21 protein-coding genes and 1 tRNA gene are annotated in these 16443 nt (G+C 40.7%); 4 read left to right on the top strand and 18 right to left on the bottom strand.

Features of this window, described 5'->3' with window-relative positions; all coding sequences use genetic code 11:
• Nucleotides 1-17 precede the first annotated feature (17 nt).
• Together phnE and phnD are read right to left on the bottom strand one after the other, a co-directional pair.
• A complete protein-coding gene (gene phnE / locus BLT18_RS01585; RefSeq protein WP_091270558.1) occupies nucleotides 18-779 on the bottom strand; it encodes a phosphonate ABC transporter, permease protein PhnE in 762 nt (253 codons plus the stop codon).
• Nucleotides 780-802: 23 nt separating this feature from the next.
• Nucleotides 803-1723, bottom strand: coding sequence for a phosphate/phosphite/phosphonate ABC transporter substrate-binding protein (phnD, locus tag BLT18_RS01580; protein ID WP_091270556.1), 921 nt, complete (start codon nucleotides 1721-1723; stop codon nucleotides 803-805).
• Nucleotides 1724-1883: 160 nt separating this feature from the next.
• On the opposite strand from phnD, the gene BLT18_RS01575 reads away from it, so the two are divergent.
• Complete coding sequence (locus BLT18_RS01575; RefSeq protein ID WP_091270554.1) at nucleotides 1884-2768, top strand: selenium metabolism-associated LysR family transcriptional regulator; 885 nt, start codon at nucleotides 1884-1886, stop codon at nucleotides 2766-2768.
• On the opposite strand, the gene BLT18_RS01570 is transcribed toward BLT18_RS01575, so the two are convergent.
• Nucleotides 2765-3787 (bottom strand): glycosyltransferase, encoded by a 1023-nt coding sequence (locus BLT18_RS01570; protein WP_091270552.1) that lies wholly within the window; start codon nucleotides 3785-3787, stop codon nucleotides 2765-2767. The two genes, BLT18_RS01575 and BLT18_RS01570, sit on opposite strands and share 4 nt — an antisense overlap.
• Nucleotides 3774-5684: a selenocysteine-specific translation elongation factor gene (gene selB, locus BLT18_RS01565; protein ID WP_091270549.1), complete on the bottom strand. Its 1911-nt coding sequence runs from the start codon at nucleotides 5682-5684 to the stop codon at nucleotides 3774-3776. Before selB ends, BLT18_RS01570 begins: the two co-directional genes overlap by 14 nt.
• Before the next feature lie 137 nt (nucleotides 5685-5821).
• Here selB and BLT18_RS18065 point away from each other — a divergent pair.
• Nucleotides 5822-5918 (top strand) — tRNA-Sec (locus BLT18_RS18065).
• A gap of 19 nt (nucleotides 5919-5937) precedes the next feature.
• Here BLT18_RS18065 and BLT18_RS01560 read toward each other — a convergent pair.
• The 5 genes from BLT18_RS01560 to BLT18_RS01540 form a co-directional block, all read right to left on the bottom strand.
• The gene (locus BLT18_RS01560) at nucleotides 5938-6123 is read right to left on the bottom strand and encodes a hypothetical protein (RefSeq protein ID WP_091270547.1); all 186 of its coding nucleotides are present in this window, start codon (nucleotides 6121-6123) and stop codon (nucleotides 5938-5940) included.
• A gap of 62 nt (nucleotides 6124-6185) precedes the next feature.
• Nucleotides 6186-6539, bottom strand: coding sequence for a hypothetical protein (locus tag BLT18_RS01555; RefSeq protein ID WP_091270545.1), 354 nt, complete (start codon nucleotides 6537-6539; stop codon nucleotides 6186-6188).
• Between the two features lie 115 nt (nucleotides 6540-6654).
• Complete coding sequence (locus BLT18_RS01550; protein WP_091270543.1) at nucleotides 6655-7413, bottom strand: YheC/YheD family protein; 759 nt, start codon at nucleotides 7411-7413, stop codon at nucleotides 6655-6657.
• 54 nt (nucleotides 7414-7467) lie between these two features.
• Nucleotides 7468-8193, bottom strand: a complete 726-nt coding sequence (locus tag BLT18_RS01545) for a YheC/YheD family protein (RefSeq protein ID WP_091270542.1) — start codon at nucleotides 8191-8193, stop codon at nucleotides 7468-7470.
• A 193-nt stretch (nucleotides 8194-8386) separates the two neighbouring features.
• A complete protein-coding gene (locus BLT18_RS01540) occupies nucleotides 8387-8779 on the bottom strand; it encodes a hypothetical protein (RefSeq protein WP_091270541.1) in 393 nt (130 codons plus the stop codon).
• A gap of 142 nt (nucleotides 8780-8921) precedes the next feature.
• Here BLT18_RS01540 and BLT18_RS01535 point away from each other — a divergent pair, with 142 nt between their 5' ends.
• Nucleotides 8922-9350, top strand: coding sequence for a DUF2621 domain-containing protein (locus BLT18_RS01535; protein WP_091270539.1), 429 nt, complete (start codon nucleotides 8922-8924; stop codon nucleotides 9348-9350).
• 104 nt (nucleotides 9351-9454) lie between these two features.
• On the opposite strand, the gene BLT18_RS01530 is transcribed toward BLT18_RS01535, so the two are convergent.
• The 7 genes from BLT18_RS01530 to BLT18_RS01500 form a co-directional block, all read right to left on the bottom strand.
• On the bottom strand, nucleotides 9455-9955 hold the full coding sequence (locus BLT18_RS01530) for a CcdC family protein (RefSeq protein ID WP_175487327.1): 501 nt from the start codon (nucleotides 9953-9955) through the stop codon (nucleotides 9455-9457).
• 189 nt (nucleotides 9956-10144) lie between these two features.
• Nucleotides 10145-10369 carry a YneF family protein gene (locus tag BLT18_RS01525; RefSeq protein WP_091270537.1) on the bottom strand — a complete coding sequence of 75 codons (225 nt, stop codon included), beginning with the start codon at nucleotides 10367-10369 and terminating at the stop codon, nucleotides 10145-10147.
• Nucleotides 10370-10500: 131 nt separating this feature from the next.
• Nucleotides 10501-10938 (bottom strand): sporulation inhibitor of replication protein SirA, encoded by a 438-nt coding sequence (sirA, locus tag BLT18_RS01520; RefSeq protein ID WP_091270535.1) that lies wholly within the window; start codon nucleotides 10936-10938, stop codon nucleotides 10501-10503.
• 192 nt (nucleotides 10939-11130) lie between these two features.
• Nucleotides 11131-13128 carry a transketolase gene (gene tkt, locus BLT18_RS01515; protein ID WP_091270534.1) on the bottom strand — a complete coding sequence of 666 codons (1998 nt, stop codon included), beginning with the start codon at nucleotides 13126-13128 and terminating at the stop codon, nucleotides 11131-11133.
• A 186-nt stretch (nucleotides 13129-13314) separates the two neighbouring features.
• Nucleotides 13315-13551, bottom strand: coding sequence for a DUF896 domain-containing protein (locus BLT18_RS01510; protein ID WP_091270532.1), 237 nt, complete (start codon nucleotides 13549-13551; stop codon nucleotides 13315-13317).
• A gap of 144 nt (nucleotides 13552-13695) precedes the next feature.
• Nucleotides 13696-14352 (bottom strand): YneB family resolvase-like protein, encoded by a 657-nt coding sequence (locus tag BLT18_RS01505; protein WP_407639911.1) that lies wholly within the window; start codon nucleotides 14350-14352, stop codon nucleotides 13696-13698.
• A 21-nt stretch (nucleotides 14353-14373) separates the two neighbouring features.
• Entirely contained in the window at nucleotides 14374-14559 is a 186-nt protein-coding gene (locus BLT18_RS01500) for a hypothetical protein (RefSeq protein ID WP_091270531.1), read from the bottom strand.
• A 166-nt stretch (nucleotides 14560-14725) separates the two neighbouring features.
• On the opposite strand from BLT18_RS01500, the gene lexA reads away from it, so the two are divergent.
• Nucleotides 14726-15349: a transcriptional repressor LexA gene (gene lexA / locus BLT18_RS01495; RefSeq protein ID WP_091270529.1), complete on the top strand. Its 624-nt coding sequence runs from the start codon at nucleotides 14726-14728 to the stop codon at nucleotides 15347-15349.
• Between the two features lie 158 nt (nucleotides 15350-15507).
• Here lexA and BLT18_RS01490 read toward each other — a convergent pair whose 3' ends face one another.
• Both BLT18_RS01490 and BLT18_RS01485 read right to left on the bottom strand, forming a co-directional pair.
• On the bottom strand, nucleotides 15508-15597 hold the full coding sequence (locus BLT18_RS01490) for a YjcZ family sporulation protein (RefSeq protein ID WP_091270527.1): 90 nt from the start codon (nucleotides 15595-15597) through the stop codon (nucleotides 15508-15510).
• Nucleotides 15598-15703: 106 nt separating this feature from the next.
• Nucleotides 15704-16249: a histidine phosphatase family protein gene (locus BLT18_RS01485; RefSeq protein WP_091270525.1), complete on the bottom strand. Its 546-nt coding sequence runs from the start codon at nucleotides 16247-16249 to the stop codon at nucleotides 15704-15706.
• Nucleotides 16250-16443: the final 194 nt, after the last annotated feature.

Genomic DNA, 16443 nt, shown 5'->3' with positions numbered 1-16443 from the left:
TCACCTCGTGTACTTGGTTAAATGACGCGTTTGCGAACAAATGCTCCAAATAAATCGACGATAATCACTAGAAGCATAATAAGAAGCACTTCTACTGTTACGGCTGTATAATTAAAGCTGTTAAAATCGTTAAATAGTTTCTGACCAATACCACCGCCGCCAATAAACCCTAGAATAAGCGATGTTCTAATCGCTACTTCGAACCGGTAAAAGTAATGGGAAAGCACATTTGGCCATATTTGTGGAAGGATAGAAAATAAATTCCCGATACGTCTTCCCGCACCTACCGATTGCATTGCTTCTTGCGGGCCCGCATCTGCAGCTTCAATGAGCTCTGAAATTAGTTTACCCAGCACGCCGATATTATGTAGCAAAATAGCCATAACGGCAGGAAAGGGACCTAGCCCTAACACGACGACAAATATCAAACCGAATACAATTTCTGGAACAGAGCGCAGCACAGACAAGAAAAACCGATTAAAATAATAAAACAATCGATTTCCAGCTGTGTTCTTTGCTGCAGCAAAGCTGAGAGGCAAAGCGATGAGCAGGGCGATAAATGTTCCTAAAAAAGCTACAGCTAATGTAACTAAAATAGGGTCAATCAGGGTCGGTAATATTTCCCAGCTAGCAGGAAGAAACCGGTCGTGTATAAATGAATACGCATTGCTGAATTCTTGAAAGCTGCTCACCTCAAATTCGGTTTTTCCCATGCTCCACCATGTGAACAACCCTAACAAAACAGCATACAGCCAGACTCTTTTTCTAAACCAACTCATCGCCTTTTTCCCCTTTTACCTAGTTAATCAATGGATTCCATATTTAGCATGCCAAAGTCTTCTGCTGCCTGACGGATGCTTTCGTAATTACTGTGTTCTGTCTCAACAAAGGCAGAGGCACCGCCAAATATTTCTAAAATCTCTTTGTCATCAATGTTTGTAAATGCATCTTGCAATGCTTGCTTCGTTTCTTCATCCATGTCACTTGGAACAGCCCAAGGATATTGGTACAGCTGATCAGATTCCCACAATATCGTGAAATTATCTTCATTAATCACACCGTCTGCTGCCAGCTCATGGAAAATAGCACTGTCAATGGCACCAGCATCAACTTCCTGGCTTTCAACAGCACTAGCTGTTACATCATGAGATCCGGTGTAGCGCACGGAAGCAAATTCATGGTCTTCTTCTGACTCAAACACGCCTTGGTTGCGTAATTCAAGTCCTGGTATCAGCGAACCAGATGTAGAAGAAATGCTGCCAAACGCAAAATCCACTTCTTCCGAATCTGCCAACAGCTCATCTAAATTCGTCCAAGGCTGGTCTGCATGCGTAACGATATAAGAATAGTAATAAGGTTCTCCATCTACTTCTTGTGTCAGAATCGCTTCCGCACCGCTTTCTTCATGAGCAATGACATACGTCAGCGGGCCAAGGTATGCCATATCGATATGGCTGTAATTGAGAGCTTCCACTACCGCGTTATAATTTGGATAATGTTCAATAGTAACAGACTGCTCCATTTCTTCATTTAAAACTTCTTCTAATTTATTCAAACCACTATCCATCTCTCCTGATGATTGAGCAGGAATAACCGCAATTTCCAGCGCTTCTTCACTACTGCTTTGGTCTGTTTCTCCTTCATTTCTCTCTTCTTCTGTACCGCCGCATGCTCCTAAAAACAGAAAGGAACTGGCTGCAGCAATCAAAGGCCATTTTTTCATCACTTGTTTCCTCCCCCTAATGATTCTAAAACATCATCAATATTATTCGTTTTGCGAATAAGCCTTGCGTAATCAAGCTACCACTGTTTATTATCATTGTAAAGAGATTTGCACAAAAGGTAGCCAGCTTGTTTGTAACAATAAAGGAGAACAGTAACCAATGAATGAAAGACAATTAAACATTTTCACAGAACTTGCTGCCCAAAAAAGCTTTTCTAAAACGGCATATCAGCTTGGCATTTCCCAATCGACCGTAACCAAGCAATTGAAAAGCCTGGAAAGAGAGCTCGGCAGCCCGCTCATTGACCGGCAAACGGTAAGTTTGACAGAAGAAGGAAAGCTAGTGTTTGAAAAAGCAAAAACATGGCTCAAAGAATGGCAAGAACTTCGAAATGTTTGCCAGCAGCGGGGAGCCAAATATGCCGAAACCCTTCGTATTGGTGCGAGTACAACACCTGGAACATACTTTTTGCCTGCCATCTGCAAACAATGCAAAGAGCAGTTCCCTCATATACGTCTTAACCTTTATATCGATGATTCCATCGACATTCTTCAATTACTTTTAGAAGGAGAAATTGATATTGCCGTGGTCGGGTCCAACACGGACACTGCTTCTGTTTTATCGTATCCGTTGTGGCAGGACCGGCTTGCTGTCATTGGACCTCCTCATTCTTCTCGTACACACGTAAAACAGTTTGCCGATTTACAAAGCGTTTCTTTTGTCAAAAGAAAACAAGGCTCAGGCACTTATCAAGCGGTGGAAGAAGCATTAGAAAGCTGGGAAGGATCTTTAGCAGAATTGGAAACAGCAGCAGTGGTCCCAAATACAGAGAGTTTACTCTCCCTTGTGGAAGCAGGAATTGGCTACGGCTTTGTTTCTGAATCTGCCCTGCCTTCTGCTGAAAACAGAGGCTGTACATTTAAAGGCTTTTTGCCAAAAACCCGCCATTTTTATATTGTTTACTCTAAAAAAAATCAATACAAAGAAACAATTGCTGCTTTTAAACAAGCAGCAACCGTATGGAAATCAACGACCGGCCGTTAACGAATTGCCTCATACAATCGCTTATAACGAAGAGCTTCTTCTTTGGGATGATGATGTGTTTTCACGTATATATACGCCTGTTCGCAAAACTTGTTATACGCATTTTTGCTTGCGAACAGTTTTTGAAACTGTTTGATAAAATCACTTGTTGAGTGAAACAAATACCCGTTATAACCATGCTGAACAACACTGCGATTTCCAGCGTTGTTTCTCGCAAGAGCCGGCACATGCTCTGCCATTCCTTCTAATAAGCTGATTGGCTGCCCTTCTGATACAGATGTATTTAATACGACATCCGCCCAGCGATACAAATGATGCATCTCCTCCGATTCTACAGGCGGAAGATATGTAAACCATGGTATTTGTGCTGAAGCGGCCCTGACCTCTTTGTGTACCTCATCATCCAAAGCTTCACCAATCAGAATAAACTGCAGCCGCGGAAATATTAATGTAAGTTCTCTAAGCTGCTCTAGTATAAATAACACATCTTTTACTGGCCTCAACCCCGCTGGCAGCAGCACAGCGGGATACCCTTCAGGCAGCGGAACCGGGGAAGAACCTTTCGTTAAGGCAGGCTGCTTGACAGCCTGAGGAATAACGTATGTTTTTTCTTCAAGAAAAGGAAAGTCATGAAGGACCCGCGTCTTGCCATCTTCAGTAAAAACTGTTAACGCGTCCGCCTTTTTTAACAGCACGTCCATTTGCCGCTTTTTATTATAGTCATTCACATCGATGTTAATATCCGTTCCTCCTGTTGTTAATACAAACGGTTTCGTGATTTCTATTCCGTTTTCGTTTAACCACTCCGCTGTTCTTCTCACATGTAAAGCATGGACAATATCGGCTTCATCGATATACGGCTCGATAGAATCGGTTTGTTCTTCATATGCAAAAACACGAACCGTTATCCCCGTTTGCTGCAAATGCTCTTTCATCCGCTTGGCAGTCGTTGCATTGCCTCGTTTGGAATCGTAATATGGCGTTAAATATAACACATGCTGTTTTTTATCTATTTTCATGTTTCTTTTGCCACACTCTTTCTTGGTCTAATCTTTTTGTTTTCTTCGCTTCGTCCATCCATTCTAAAAACGGAACGAGATACTTTCTCGATACGTTTAACACGTCTTTTGCTTGTTGCAGCGTAAACGATGTTGGATGGGCACGGTAAAGTTCATCTGCTGCGCGTTCGGCAGATACGGCCGGCCAAAGATGCTTGTCATCCATTTTCACAGCAATTCCTGTTTCCACTGCGTACCATTTTAATTCCTGCACAAGATCAGCTGGAAGATTTTCTCCCTTCGCATAATCATCAAACGGTAAAACGGAAAGACCATCCTCTGTCCACCGTTTCTGCACCCGCTCCATTCTTTTTTCCCATCCCGCTGGATAATGAGGCTCAAACGAAGCAAGTGCTACGTATTGCTTTTGCCGCTCTATCAGGTTTTTCTTTTCAGCTTCTTCCAGAAAACGCTCGGTGACCTCTTTTGGCAGCTCACCTATCCGCGCGGCTTTCAGCTCTTCCTTATTTTTCCCCGTTCGAAGCGGATGTGCCTGATGAAATTCGTTTAATTCATCTGTCACATGCTCGATAAACTGCTTGTATGTTTCTGTCAGCACAAACTTTTCATTGGATAATTCCCATACGACAGCTTCATCTATTAACTCCCTGACCTTTTTATCCACTTCCTCTTCGATCAGTCCAGTTCTAGCTGCCAGTTCAGCGAGGGTCAGCCACTTTTCTTCTCGCAAGGCGTCGCTAATGTGGTCTTTGGGTGTTCCTTGCTGCTCTCTTTGCAAACGCTCTATCGATTCCTTGCCAAAACGAAGGCGTTCGCCATTCGGGTTAATAACCCAGCCGCCTCCAATCGTTTCAGCAGGAGTAGGCCTCCGTAAAATAAACCGGTCTTCACGCTTGGTCACCACTGGTTCATCAAGTCTTAATTGACAAACAACTTCATTGGTTTGCCCAGGTTCTAATACATTGCGATCAAAAAAGACAATTCTCCCGTACACTTCCGCTGTTCCTAAATGCAATTTAACAAATCCGCGCTGTTTTAATGCATAACGAAAGTCATCGGCCGTAAAGAGAACAACATGGATGACAGAAGTTGTCACATAATGGTCTGCGGAAACAACGACATCTCCTCGTTTTACATTCTCTTTTGCGATACTGCTTAGATTCATAGCAAGCCGCTGCCCTGCTGTGCCTTCTTTTACTTTCTCTCCATGTATTTGCAATTGTCGAATTTTACTGTTCTGTTGAGAAGGCAGTATTTGTACACTTTCTCCTTCTTGAATACTCCCTTCATATACCGTTCCTCTTACGACCGTTCCCTGACCATGCACTGTAAACACTTGGTCGATTGGAAGCCGGAACGGCCCCTTTGCATTTCGCTGCGGAATGTCTTTTAACACTTCCTCGATTTTATGTAAAACATCCTCTACCCCTTGTCCTGAAAGACTGTCGACATACACCATATCCACGTGCTCAAATGGGGTTCCCTTCACTGCTTCTCTAATATCTTCTCCTGCTAGCTGCAGCAATTCGTTATCTACTTTATCTGCTTTTGTGACTGCAATTAATCCACCGTTCACATCCAGAAGCGATAAAATGTCAAGGTGTTCTTTTGTTTGCGGCATAACGCCTTCATCAGCTGCAACTGTTAAAACGACAGCGTCAATACCAGCGACACCAGCAATCATTTGCCGTATAAACTTTTCATGACCCGGAACATCAATAATTGATACGTGCATATCATCATTTATGTAAAGAGGTGCAAAGCCGGGTTCAATCGAGATATTTCGTTCTTTTTCTTCCTTTAAGCGGTCTGTATCTATTTGCGTTAATGCTTTGGTTAGTGATGTTTTTCCGTGATCAATATGTCCAGCCATCCCAATCGTATAGGTTCTTGTCATTTCGCTTCCCGCCTTTTTCCTATCAGTTCCATACAGCTATGCTATCACTATCTTACTATAAGTAAGCTGCAATGAAAACAATCATGCTGCTTGCAATTGCTGTAATTTAGCGGTACAATACGGGGTGGAATTTATATGGGGCCGGTTGTGATGCTGGTGCACGCCGAGGTCTTCAAAACCTTCAGGGAGGCGCGTGCCGTCTCCGCTGGGTTCGATTCCCAGACGGTCCCGCCATTCTTGTCTTTCTTTCACCTTACACTTTTAATGTTGCCTCATTTGGAATGTCTTGTCCAGACAACGTATGCACTTCTACTGTACTTCCCTCTCCATGTGCAACCGTATCCTTTCTCACCACAGCGGTATCATCACCTATGTAAAGAAATAAACAGCACAGCGAAAATATTATCATTTTTTCTTTCTTTGGCACCCTTTTTTTCATCTTGTGTAAAACACCTCCTCCCTCTAGTTTCTTTAGATGTACGTGTTTTATTCTCGTTTTTTCTACATCCAGCGCAGCAGCATCGTCAGCTTACAGCAATGAACGTCATCAATATACGACATAAATTCAACCTGTATGCCATCCGGTGTATAAAACACGTCACACTCTTCTGTCACTCCAAAAGACCGAATGATTTCTAACACTTCATCTTTTTTTGAATCTTGTGCTGCCTGCATTAATTGTGCTGCATCATCATATGACTCGGATAACCGTTTTGAAACAACATCAGCTTCACTAAGCAACTGCTGCATGTTTTCGGCTGAACGTTGCAGAAAAACTGGATGCGGCTCTTGTCTTATCAACGGCTGGTGCAGGTGAGAAGAATAACAGCAGTAGCATGGACAGTAATAATACATAAAAAAAGTACCCTCCTTAAAAGAAGAAGTACTATCTATATATGATACATGTCAAAACCGTGTTACCTTCAAAAATGAAACGATGATGTTTCCCTGTCTCTTTCCCCTTTAACGATTACACTTGAAGGGGCTGCCGCTTTTTATAAGCAATAATTTTCTTGTATTGTGTTTGATCATCAAGGCCTTTAAAGCCTTGAATTAACGGCCAGCGGTTCAATTCGAAAATATACAGCGACCCTTGTTTTGTCATGCCAATATCGACGCCGAAAATTCTTTGTTTTGAAAAAGATTTCCCTAGTGTTTTTGAAGCCCGGATAGAAATTTTTTTGAGTTCGTTCACAACTCCATTGGTTATTCCTTTTTTTCCTTCTACCTTTGTCAAAGCTGTTTCTAACGGTAAAACAATTCCGTGGCGCCGTTTGTTAGTCACTTTATAACCATTTCCTGCTTTTCTGGCGATGATACCATTTACTACCCACGGGTGCTTCCGTGAGAACCGCTGCACGATAATACGAAAATCAAAGCGTTTTCCATCTATTGTCGCAAGATCAATCTGCTGCTGAATAATATATTTTCTTTTTTTCGTGGCTCTTCTCACATAGTTGTACACTGATTTAATACTTTTAAAATAGCGGCGCTTTTTGTTTAGCTGCACACGGTACTTTTTCTTTTTCAGCTTTTCAATAAAATACACATTGTGACCTTGCCGGCCATTGGTTGGTTTTACAACCACCGCTTTGTATTTCTTTATCATTTGGTACATACTCTGTTTGCGAAACATCACCGTAGCCGGAAGATAAGGACGCAACACACGGTCTCTTTTTAACGCTTGATGCATTTTATATTTATTTCTTCCTTTTAATTTAACGGCCATATATTATCACTCCATATTTGCCTTTAAGATAAAACATACAGCATGAATCCAGATTTATCCCGCTTGCTTAAAGGTTTTTATTGTTTCTTGCTGTGTGGCAGAAAAACCTTTTAATGCGGGTTTACGATTAATTTCAAAGATATGGAGAGACCCATCTTTCCTGACAGCAATATCAATACCATAAAGACGCTTGTTTGGGTAATACGGATTAAGCGACTGGGCCGCTAATACTGACACCTCTTTTATTTGTTGCAACAGCTCGTCATAATCAACAGCAGACACGTTGCTTTGATTCATTGCCTCATGGTACGTAAGCGTACTTCCTCCTTTGCTGGCATTTGTAACGAATCTATCCTTTCTTGCAACTCTTGCCTTATAAGCTGTTGCCGTCCATGGAGAACGTGTAGATTTTCGTTGGATAATGACGCGCATGTCAAAAATACGTCCATTCACCTTTGCGGTTCTAATTCTTCGCTGAATGATATATGAGCTTTGTTTGATTTTCTGTTTCATATACATATACGCTTTTTGAGCGGTTGGAAAATAACATTTATTTTCATATAATTGCACGGCATAGTCTTTTTTTCGTTTCGTGATAAAATAAACATTCGTGGCCTTTAAGCCTTTATTTGGTTTTACTACAATCGATTTATACTTTCTCAACATGGCTAAAAAGTTTTTTTTCGCCCATTTTTTGGTCAGTACCAAATAAGGACGCAGCTCTTTCTTTTTATTCATAGCAAGGTAAAGTTTCCATTTATTTCTCCCATTTATTTTCAACAGATAACCAATCCTCCTTCTTCCATGCTGTATATCTTATCAGTGCTAGTATATTCCCGCCTGTTCAGCTTGTCAGGGTACATGTTTTATAAATCTATAAAATAAGATTTTTGCCCTAACCTATTTCATAGAAAAAAAGACTATGTTCCGTCCGGTAACATAGTCTTTTTCTATTAATGGAACAAAAATGCTTTTAAAACCAGCTGGCAAATTTCAACAGAAACATGATGAGTATCGCAATGGTTAGTATGGTGCTGTGCTTTAATAAAGGAGTTTTGGCTGTTTCGTCTTCTAATGATAGACGCAGCGATTTAGCCGTCAAACCTAAGAAGGCACCAATAAGCAGCCAAAGAATAAGAACTGCAAACGTCCAGGCAGACAGCCAGTCTTGAACAAGAAAGAGTCCAGTAATCACAGAAACAATCAAACCAGCATGAGCAATATGTATCATCGGCCGGTATACTTTCTTAATGAAATATACATTGTCTCCTGTCATGCCTTTTAAGAAAAACGGCAGTGGAATTAATACAAAAAATGATAACGCTGTGAGCCAATGAATAATAAAGTTTATAATTTCAAACCACATACACACGCCTCCCTTCTTTTGCAGTATATCAAATTCAATAAGATGACAATATAAAAATATGATAGCAACAGCCTTTCCTCCCTGTAATTTTCGCTTATCTATGTTAAAATAACGAAGAGATTTGGCAAATGGGGTGGGGCAAATGCCTTCGGGTCTATTCATGTGGTTTATTGTTTTATGGTCTGTCTTTCTTACTGTCATCATGTTTATTGGCGGTTATTTTATGTTCCGCAAATTTTTAAAACGTCTGCCAAAAGAAGACGGCAAATCTATTTTAGATTGGCAAGATTACTACATAGAAAAAACAATCCACCTGTGGCCGCAAGATAAAAAAGACTTGCTAGAGGAACTAGTAGAACCGGTGCCAGAACTATTTCGAGATACGGCCAGAGAAAAAATTGCAGGAAAAATCGGGGAATTGGCCTTAGAGGAAAATGCACCGGTTATCGATGAAGACCTATTAATACGCGGCTATATCATGGCAACACCAAAACGGGATCATAAATTTCTCCGCAACAAACTGTATGAAAAAAATATTGATTTTTCCCCTTACGAACATCTCTTCTCTTAAAAAGACTGCCCTTTCATGGTGAAACTGGGCAGTCTTTTTTAACAGACAGGAAAGTATAAAAGTTTGGCGTTTTTCAGAGCGCTTGCGCTTTTCTTTCTTATGTCTTATGACCGGACAGCTGCCGTTGTATTATGCTGCACGTCCATTTGCTTTTTCATTTTCCGAAAGGCGATAAGCATATAGATGCGCCAAGGGATAATCATGCCATAGGCAAGAATGAAAAACATCGCGGCTAACTCTTCTATGTTTATGCTGTCACCAATAATTATTTTAAAAACAACCCGGGCAATCAGTAAACCGAATAGCAAAAACACAAATGCCTTGGATCGTTTCATATAAATATCACTTTCTTTTACTTCAAATTGCGAGGTTTTAATGAGAAGAACCGAAAACAACAGTCCTACCGAAAAAGCTTCGAAAAATTGAATCGCGCTGATATGTGTCGGTTCATACAAAAACATCAAAAATCCAGTAGACATAAACAACGGCGGCAATATAATTTTCTTTTCTGTTGCGGGTTTTTTGATTGCTTTCATGCGAACTATCATGGCAATAACAGCCATCACAAATGCACCAATCGTCATTAGCACGAACATGATGTTCATATATTTCCAACTCCCTGCTTGTAAGTCACTGCTTCATAAACGCAGGTATCCCTACAAAAACAATAACTTTATCATACAACGATAACCATTTTTCTTGCAAACAGAATTTTTCCACAATGAAAAGACTGTTTCAAAAATATAGTGTTACGCTCATCAGCTTGCAACACTTCTTTTGAAACAGTCTAGCAGTTATTTTTTATTTTGCTGTTTCTGCATCGCTTTCATCATCTGATTTATCTTCTTTTGCGATGGGTTCTGTCCCATTTGCATCATCATTACACGAAGCATTTGTTCATCAATCGGCGGATTTTTCTTTAGATAGTTCATCATTGTTTTGCGTGCAATAAAAAAACCTAATGCCGCACCCGCCAATAAACATAGAACACCGACGAGTACAAACCAAAGCCAGTCCATTCTGTTCGTATCCTCCTTCTGCAACCATTAAAACGTATCATTCTGTCATAATTGCCACGTTTAACCTATATAATTATAACGTATACTGTTCCCTATTAAAAGAGGGAGATACGATTTCTTTCTCTTGGCTATTACAATACGGAAAACACTTTCAACGGACGCAGCCATCCAAATGTTTCACGCTCCATATTCATCGCAAATACATACGGAGACAGCTTTTTCAAACCGTCAAAAACATCCCATTCTTCTTTTGGGGGACCCATGTGATAGTAATAAATAAACCGGCCATTGACCATTATTTCACTTTCTGATTTTTCCGAATAATAGAAATAATAATCTTTTGCCTTTTTTTCGAGAAATCCTTTTTCACGCAAATAACCAGACAAAGATTGACTCCAATGTACAGACGAAATTTCTTCGGTAATATATCGAATTTGTCTTTCAAGAACAGGACGTGCCCATTCATATGCGCGTTCGTAATCTAGAAATAAACGATACAATTTATCTTCTGATCGGTAATATTGCAAAGCGACTTCCTTTGTGACAATAACCATTTGAAATTGAGCCAAAATATTTTCCTCCTTTGCTGCTCATTTATCTCTATCATAGCGGAAATATTATAAAAGTGCTGTCAATTTCTGAAATGTTTTTAAACTGTTTTTGTCGAATGATAAATAAGGAATATCGATGCACAAAACTTTTGTCCTAGCTAAAAAATCCACCAGCATATACACATCGTATACGCTGGCGGAGAGAAGCTGTTATCTATTTAGCAATGCTTTTGCTTTAGCAACAGCGTTTTCGACTGTGAACCCGTATTTTTCTATGATTTCATTACCAGGAGCACTTGCACCAAATTGATCAATTCCAAGAACCGCTCCATGGGCACCAACATATTTATACCAGCCATGGGATGCCCCCATTTCCATTGCTAGTGCCGGCACACCATCAGGAAGCACTTGTTTTTTATATTCTTCATCTTGCTCGTCAAATGCTTTCCAGTTAGGCATGCTAACAACATTCGCATAGATCCCTTCCTTTTCAAGTGCCTCCTTCGTGTCAAGAGCAAGCGCTACTTCTGAACCTGTTGCTAACAGCAAGAGGTCTGGTGTTTTATCAGCAGAAGAGAGAACATACGCACCTTTTTCCATGCCTTCTTTTGCTTTTTCTTTCGTACCAGGAAGTGTCGGCAAACCTTGACGTGTCAGCACAAGCGCTGTCGGAGCATGTTCACTTTCAAGAGCTGCTTTCCAAGCCTCCGTTGTTTCATTACCATCCGCCGGCCGTATAACGTTGACATTTGGAATCGCCCGAAGCGAAGTTGTTTGTTCAATAGGCTCATGTGTTGGACCATCTTCCCCAACAGCTATACTGTCGTGAGTAAATACGTATGTTACCGGCAGTTCCATCAATGCACTCAAGCGAAGCGCAGGACGCAAATAATCAGAAAATACAAGAAACGTTGATACATAAGGGTGTACACCACCATGCAGTTTCAAGCCATTTCCGCAAGCAGCCATGGCAAACTCTCTCACACCGAACCAAATATTTCGCCCTTGATAATTATCGCGGCTAAAATCAGTCTCTTCTTTAATCAATGTTTTATTAGAAGAAGCTAAGTCTGCTGAACCGCCGAACAAGGAAGGCACAGCCTTGGAAAGTTGCTGCAGAACTTCACCAGAAGCTGCTCTTGTTGCAAGTTTTTCGTCACTGTATACAGGCAGTTCTTTATCATAATCCGCTGGTAATTCTCCATTCATTGCGCGCGACAATTGGTCAAACAGTTCTGGATATTTTTCTTTATACGCTTTCAATTGTTCGTTCCATTGTTCTTCTCGATGCTTTCCTTCTGCTTTTCTTTCTGCAAAAAACTCACTCACTTCGCTTGGCACGTGAAATTCTTGTTCAAAGTCCCACTTATACGTTTCTTTCGCAAGTGTTACTTCATCTTTTCCTAGCGGAGCACCGTGTGCGGCATTTGTACCTGCTTTATTTGGTGAACCGTAGCCGATTTCTGTTTTCACTTCAATAAGAGATGGACGGCTGCTGTTTCGAGCTTGTTTAATTGCCTGTTCTATTGCTTCAATATCATTCCCGTCTTCGACAAGGATAGTTTCCCATCCATATGCTTCATACCGTTTTCTTACATCTTCAGAAAAAGATTGATGCAAATCCCCATCGAGGGAAATATCGTTCGAATCATATAATACAATAAGTTTACTTAATTGCAAGTGGCCAGCTAACGAGGCCGACTCCGCTGATACACCCTCCATTAAATCTCCATCGCCGCACAACACGTACGTATAATGGTCAATCACTTGCAAGTCATCTTTATTATATACAGCCGCCAAATGGCTTTCTGCCATCGCCATACCAGTTGCCATCGCCAGCCCTTGTCCAAGCGGTCCGGTAGTGGCTTCTACTCCAGGTGTTTCTCCGTATTCAGGGTGTCCTGGAGTTTTACTTCCCCATTGTCTAAATTGCTTCAACTCATCCATCGACAGCTCGTAACCACTTAAGTGCAGCAAGCTGTACAGCAACATTGAACCATGGCCTGCTGATAATACAAAACGATCACGGTCAAACCATTTTGGGTTGTCCGGATTGTGTTTCATGAACTTTGTCCATAACGCAAAAGCCATTGGTGCAGCGCCCATTGGTAAACCTGGATGCCCAGAGTTGGCTTTTTCTATGCTGTCAATAGACAGTGTTCGAATCGTATTAATCGCTAATTCTTCTACATTATTCTTCGCTGTCATTAAATGTTCCCTACCTTTCCCACATTGTATATGTATTATAAGCCTACGTGTTTAATCATAAACGTTCTCTGTTTTTTTCACAAGCTAATCTCTTACCAAATCCATCTTTAGTCGGTTTCAGGAGAATAATGAAACAAAAACGCCTGATAGAGCTGTCTCTACCAGACGTTTGTTTGTAATCATTTATTAATGTTTATAGGAACCATTTTGTTTAGACTTAGCCAATGACTGTGGAGTAACATCCTGCCCATTTGGATCAACAACTTTCACCGACTGCAGCTGACTTTTAAAAGAAGAACGAAACTTAGACAAATACTCCTCACGCAACTGCTTCTGTTCTTTTTCTTCTTCCTCCGTTAGTCCGGTCGTTTTAGAACGATTGGCTAATTCATTAATTCGTGCAATCTTCTCTTGGGATAGCATAAATGTAAGAAACCCTCCTAGCGGTTTCGCTATTTTAACTTGTCTAATAATGTAAACGATAAAAGTTCAATACGCAACTAATATAAATTCTAAAGAGAAGCCTTTACAGATAATGATAAACAATTTTCCCGAAAAAAGAAAGATCTACCCTAAATTATCTCCTGCTTTCTTCATGTACTCCCTGTATCTTCGATGAACCGTCGCTTTTGAAACGTCATATCCAAACCCTCTCAATGTAGCGGCAATATCATGAAACGTTAACTCCAGGTTGCGCAGGCGGACAATTTCTTCAATAGGAGCCACCTTTTTATGTCTTCCGCCGAGGCCTTGGTGCTTTAAGTTATTTTCAGGCCGGTAGCCATTTTCAACAGCGCGTTTCATTCCACGTTTAATTTTCAAATTATGTAGTTTCCGCTGATGCTCTTCTACCATTGACAAAATGTCCATCAGCATCGTATCTGTCTCAGATAACTGAAGCACTCCCTCATCTTTCACCGTATAAACTGGTATATTTTCCTTGAACAATTGGTGCAGCAGCGCTACTTTTGCATTTCCACGCCCAAGCCTTGTATCATCTTGCACACATAAAACATCTGCTTTTTCCTCTGTAAAGTAATCCATCACCTCAAGCAGTCCTTCTCGTTCGATGGAATAACCACTTGCCGACTCTACAATAATATCAACAATTTGAAAACCCTTTTTTTCAGAAAGGTCAACCAGTTCAGCTTTCTGCCTTTCTAACGACGATTGTTGCGCATCTTTTCTTGTACTAACCCGGCAATATATAATACACCTTTTCAATTCCACTCGCCCCATATACATTTATTCTTTTTGCCAACCATAGGTTACCACATCCTGATGCTCTTCATCTAACATATGAACTGACATCCCTTCACCTTCTTCCGTCGATGTCAGCTGCACAGTCAAGACAAGACATATAATAGATACAATAAACAATATCAATATCAGCCATTCTTCACTACTTAACTGTTTTAATTTCGTGAACATGACAACCCCTCCGAAAAAACAAGAATGTATGTTCCCTTTTCTATCGTTCAGTTTAAACAGAACTATTGTTCGTGTCAACGAAAAATTAGAACGGGTGTTTGCGTACATATGTTTTCCATGCTATACTAAAAACATGAAAATTTGAGGAAAATAGAGGTGCCAATCGATGCCTAAATTATCTAAACGCCAGCAGCAAATTTTAGATTTTATAAAAGACGAAGTTCGTGAAAAAGGATATCCTCCTTCTGTACGTGAAATTGGCGAAGCTGTCGGTCTTGCTTCAAGTTCCACTGTACACGGCCATTTGTCGAGACTAGAAAACAAAGGCTTGATTCGCCGAGATCCTACCAAACCGCGAGCCATTGAAGTGCTTGAATTTGAAGATATAGAGCCTGAAATTTCTGAGAGTACGGCTGTTTATGTTCCGGTGTTGGGGAAAGTTACAGCTGGTAACCCCATTACGGCTATCGAAAATATCGAAGAATATATCCCCTTACCAGAGCGTATGGTTTCAGATGAAAAAGTATTCGTATTAACCATTCAAGGAGACAGTATGATTGAAGCTGGCATTTACGACGGTGACCTAGTTATTGTGCGGCAGCAGCAAACAGCTGATAATGGCGATATTATTGTTGCCATGACAGATGAACTCGAAGCAACAGTAAAACGCTTTTACAAAGAAGAAAATTTCATTCGTTTACAGCCTGAAAATGCTGCTTTAGAACCGATTATTTTAGATAATTGCACTATTTTAGGCAGGGTAACAGGTGTATTTCGAACTTTGCAGTAGCTCCGGCAAACTGTCTTTATATGAACGCACATAATATGTGTGACAATGCGGACGAAAAACAGCAAGCTGCATGCTGAAGTAAACAGCTCATGATGCATGCACCTGTTCAATAAAAAAGCCGGCTCTAATTTCAGAGCCGGCTTTTTTATTGGCTTTATTTAGTATTTTACATATGCCGAACCAACGATGATCAGCAAAATAAACAGCACGACAATCAGCGCAAAATTGTCTTTATATCCGTATCCCATTTCATATCCCTCCCTGTCTCTATCCTCACTAATAATATATGAAAGTTACCCTTAAATGGTTTAGACAACTGCAAAACAACATCCAAAAAATATAAACAAATAATAACTAGATATTTCTTTCCCAGTCTTCAAGCTGTATCCGGCCGATGATCCTAAAACCGTTATTAGATCCAAAGGGGTGAATGATAACGGTTTCCATGTCGGCAAGCTCTCCTAAGCCGATGTGCGGAGGAAAGCTGTGAGCCGCTACAACAGCGTTCTTCCCGCTTGGCACTTCCATTTCAAATAAATGTTGCAGTCTTTGTAATGTGCTGTCCTTTTCTGCTTCTGTAATATTCAAGCTTAAGCGGTACACGTCCGCCCAAAACGAGTCGACACGAACATTTCCTTCTCCAAAAGCCAGCGCAGCGGTTTCTCTTGCTCTGCAAAAGGGACTCGCTATGACAGGAATAAAAATAGGAATGTTTAACCTTCTTAATGCTTCTCCGTAACGAATCGCTTGTTCTCTGCCCGTTTCCGATAAGTTTCGTTGAGTGGAACAATCTGTAAAGTCCAGCATAAATTGATCATTTCCCACTGTTGCCTGTGCATGCCGCGTATAAAAGATATATCCCCCGTTGCGCAGTTCTTGTAATGATATTCTTTTATTCACTTTCAATCACCAATCATACTATATGCCCGCTTCCGCTTTTTGTGCATTACCCCACTTTTTTCATTGCTGTTTCCTTTTTATCAACAAAATAAAACTCTCTTATCAGCTTCCTTTTATTTTCTGCATTCTCAAGAAATGTTTCAGCGGCTATACAATTCATCACACATACAAAAACCCCCTTGGTGCTTTGACAC

The sequence above is a fragment of the Alteribacillus persepolensis genome, from assembly GCF_900099605.1.
GTDB lineage: Bacteria > Bacillota > Bacilli > Bacillales > Marinococcaceae > Alteribacillus > Alteribacillus persepolensis.
The sequence above is the reverse complement of the archived record's forward strand: the minus strand, read 5'-3'. Positions and strand labels throughout refer to the sequence as shown.

Bases quoted from the DNA above. Each gene is read 5' to 3' on its own strand.
- phnE (WP_091270558.1), bottom strand. From the start codon at position 779: ATGAGTTGGTTTAGAAAAAGAGTCTGGCTGTATGCTGTTTTGTTAGGG.
- phnD (WP_091270556.1), bottom strand. From the start codon at position 1,723: ATGAAAAAATGGCCTTTGATTGCTGCAGCCAGTTCCTTTCTGTTTTTA.
- BLT18_RS01575 (WP_091270554.1), top strand. From the start codon at position 1,884: ATGAATGAAAGACAATTAAACATTTTCACAGAACTTGCTGCCCAAAAA.
- BLT18_RS01570 (WP_091270552.1), bottom strand. From the start codon at position 3,787: ATGAAAATAGATAAAAAACAGCATGTGTTATATTTAACGCCATATTAC.
- selB (WP_091270549.1), bottom strand. From the start codon at position 5,684: ATGACAAGAACCTATACGATTGGGATGGCTGGACATATTGATCACGGA.
- BLT18_RS01560 (WP_091270547.1), bottom strand. From the start codon at position 6,123: ATGAAAAAAAGGGTGCCAAAGAAAGAAAAAATGATAATATTTTCGCTG.
- BLT18_RS01555 (WP_091270545.1), bottom strand. From the start codon at position 6,539: ATGTATTATTACTGTCCATGCTACTGCTGTTATTCTTCTCACCTGCAC.
- BLT18_RS01550 (WP_091270543.1), bottom strand. From the start codon at position 7,413: ATGGCCGTTAAATTAAAAGGAAGAAATAAATATAAAATGCATCAAGCG.
- BLT18_RS01540 (WP_091270541.1), bottom strand. From the start codon at position 8,779: ATGTGGTTTGAAATTATAAACTTTATTATTCATTGGCTCACAGCGTTA.
- BLT18_RS01535 (WP_091270539.1), top strand. From the start codon at position 8,922: ATGCCTTCGGGTCTATTCATGTGGTTTATTGTTTTATGGTCTGTCTTT.
- BLT18_RS01530 (WP_175487327.1), bottom strand. From the start codon at position 9,955: ATGAACATCATGTTCGTGCTAATGACGATTGGTGCATTTGTGATGGCT.
- BLT18_RS01525 (WP_091270537.1), bottom strand. From the start codon at position 10,369: ATGGACTGGCTTTGGTTTGTACTCGTCGGTGTTCTATGTTTATTGGCG.
- tkt (WP_091270534.1), bottom strand. From the start codon at position 13,128: ATGACAGCGAAGAATAATGTAGAAGAATTAGCGATTAATACGATTCGA.
- BLT18_RS01510 (WP_091270532.1), bottom strand. From the start codon at position 13,551: ATGCTATCCCAAGAGAAGATTGCACGAATTAATGAATTAGCCAATCGT.
- BLT18_RS01500 (WP_091270531.1), bottom strand. From the start codon at position 14,559: ATGTTCACGAAATTAAAACAGTTAAGTAGTGAAGAATGGCTGATATTG.
- lexA (WP_091270529.1), top strand. From the start codon at position 14,726: ATGCCTAAATTATCTAAACGCCAGCAGCAAATTTTAGATTTTATAAAA.
- BLT18_RS01490 (WP_091270527.1), bottom strand. From the start codon at position 15,597: ATGGGATACGGATATAAAGACAATTTTGCGCTGATTGTCGTGCTGTTT.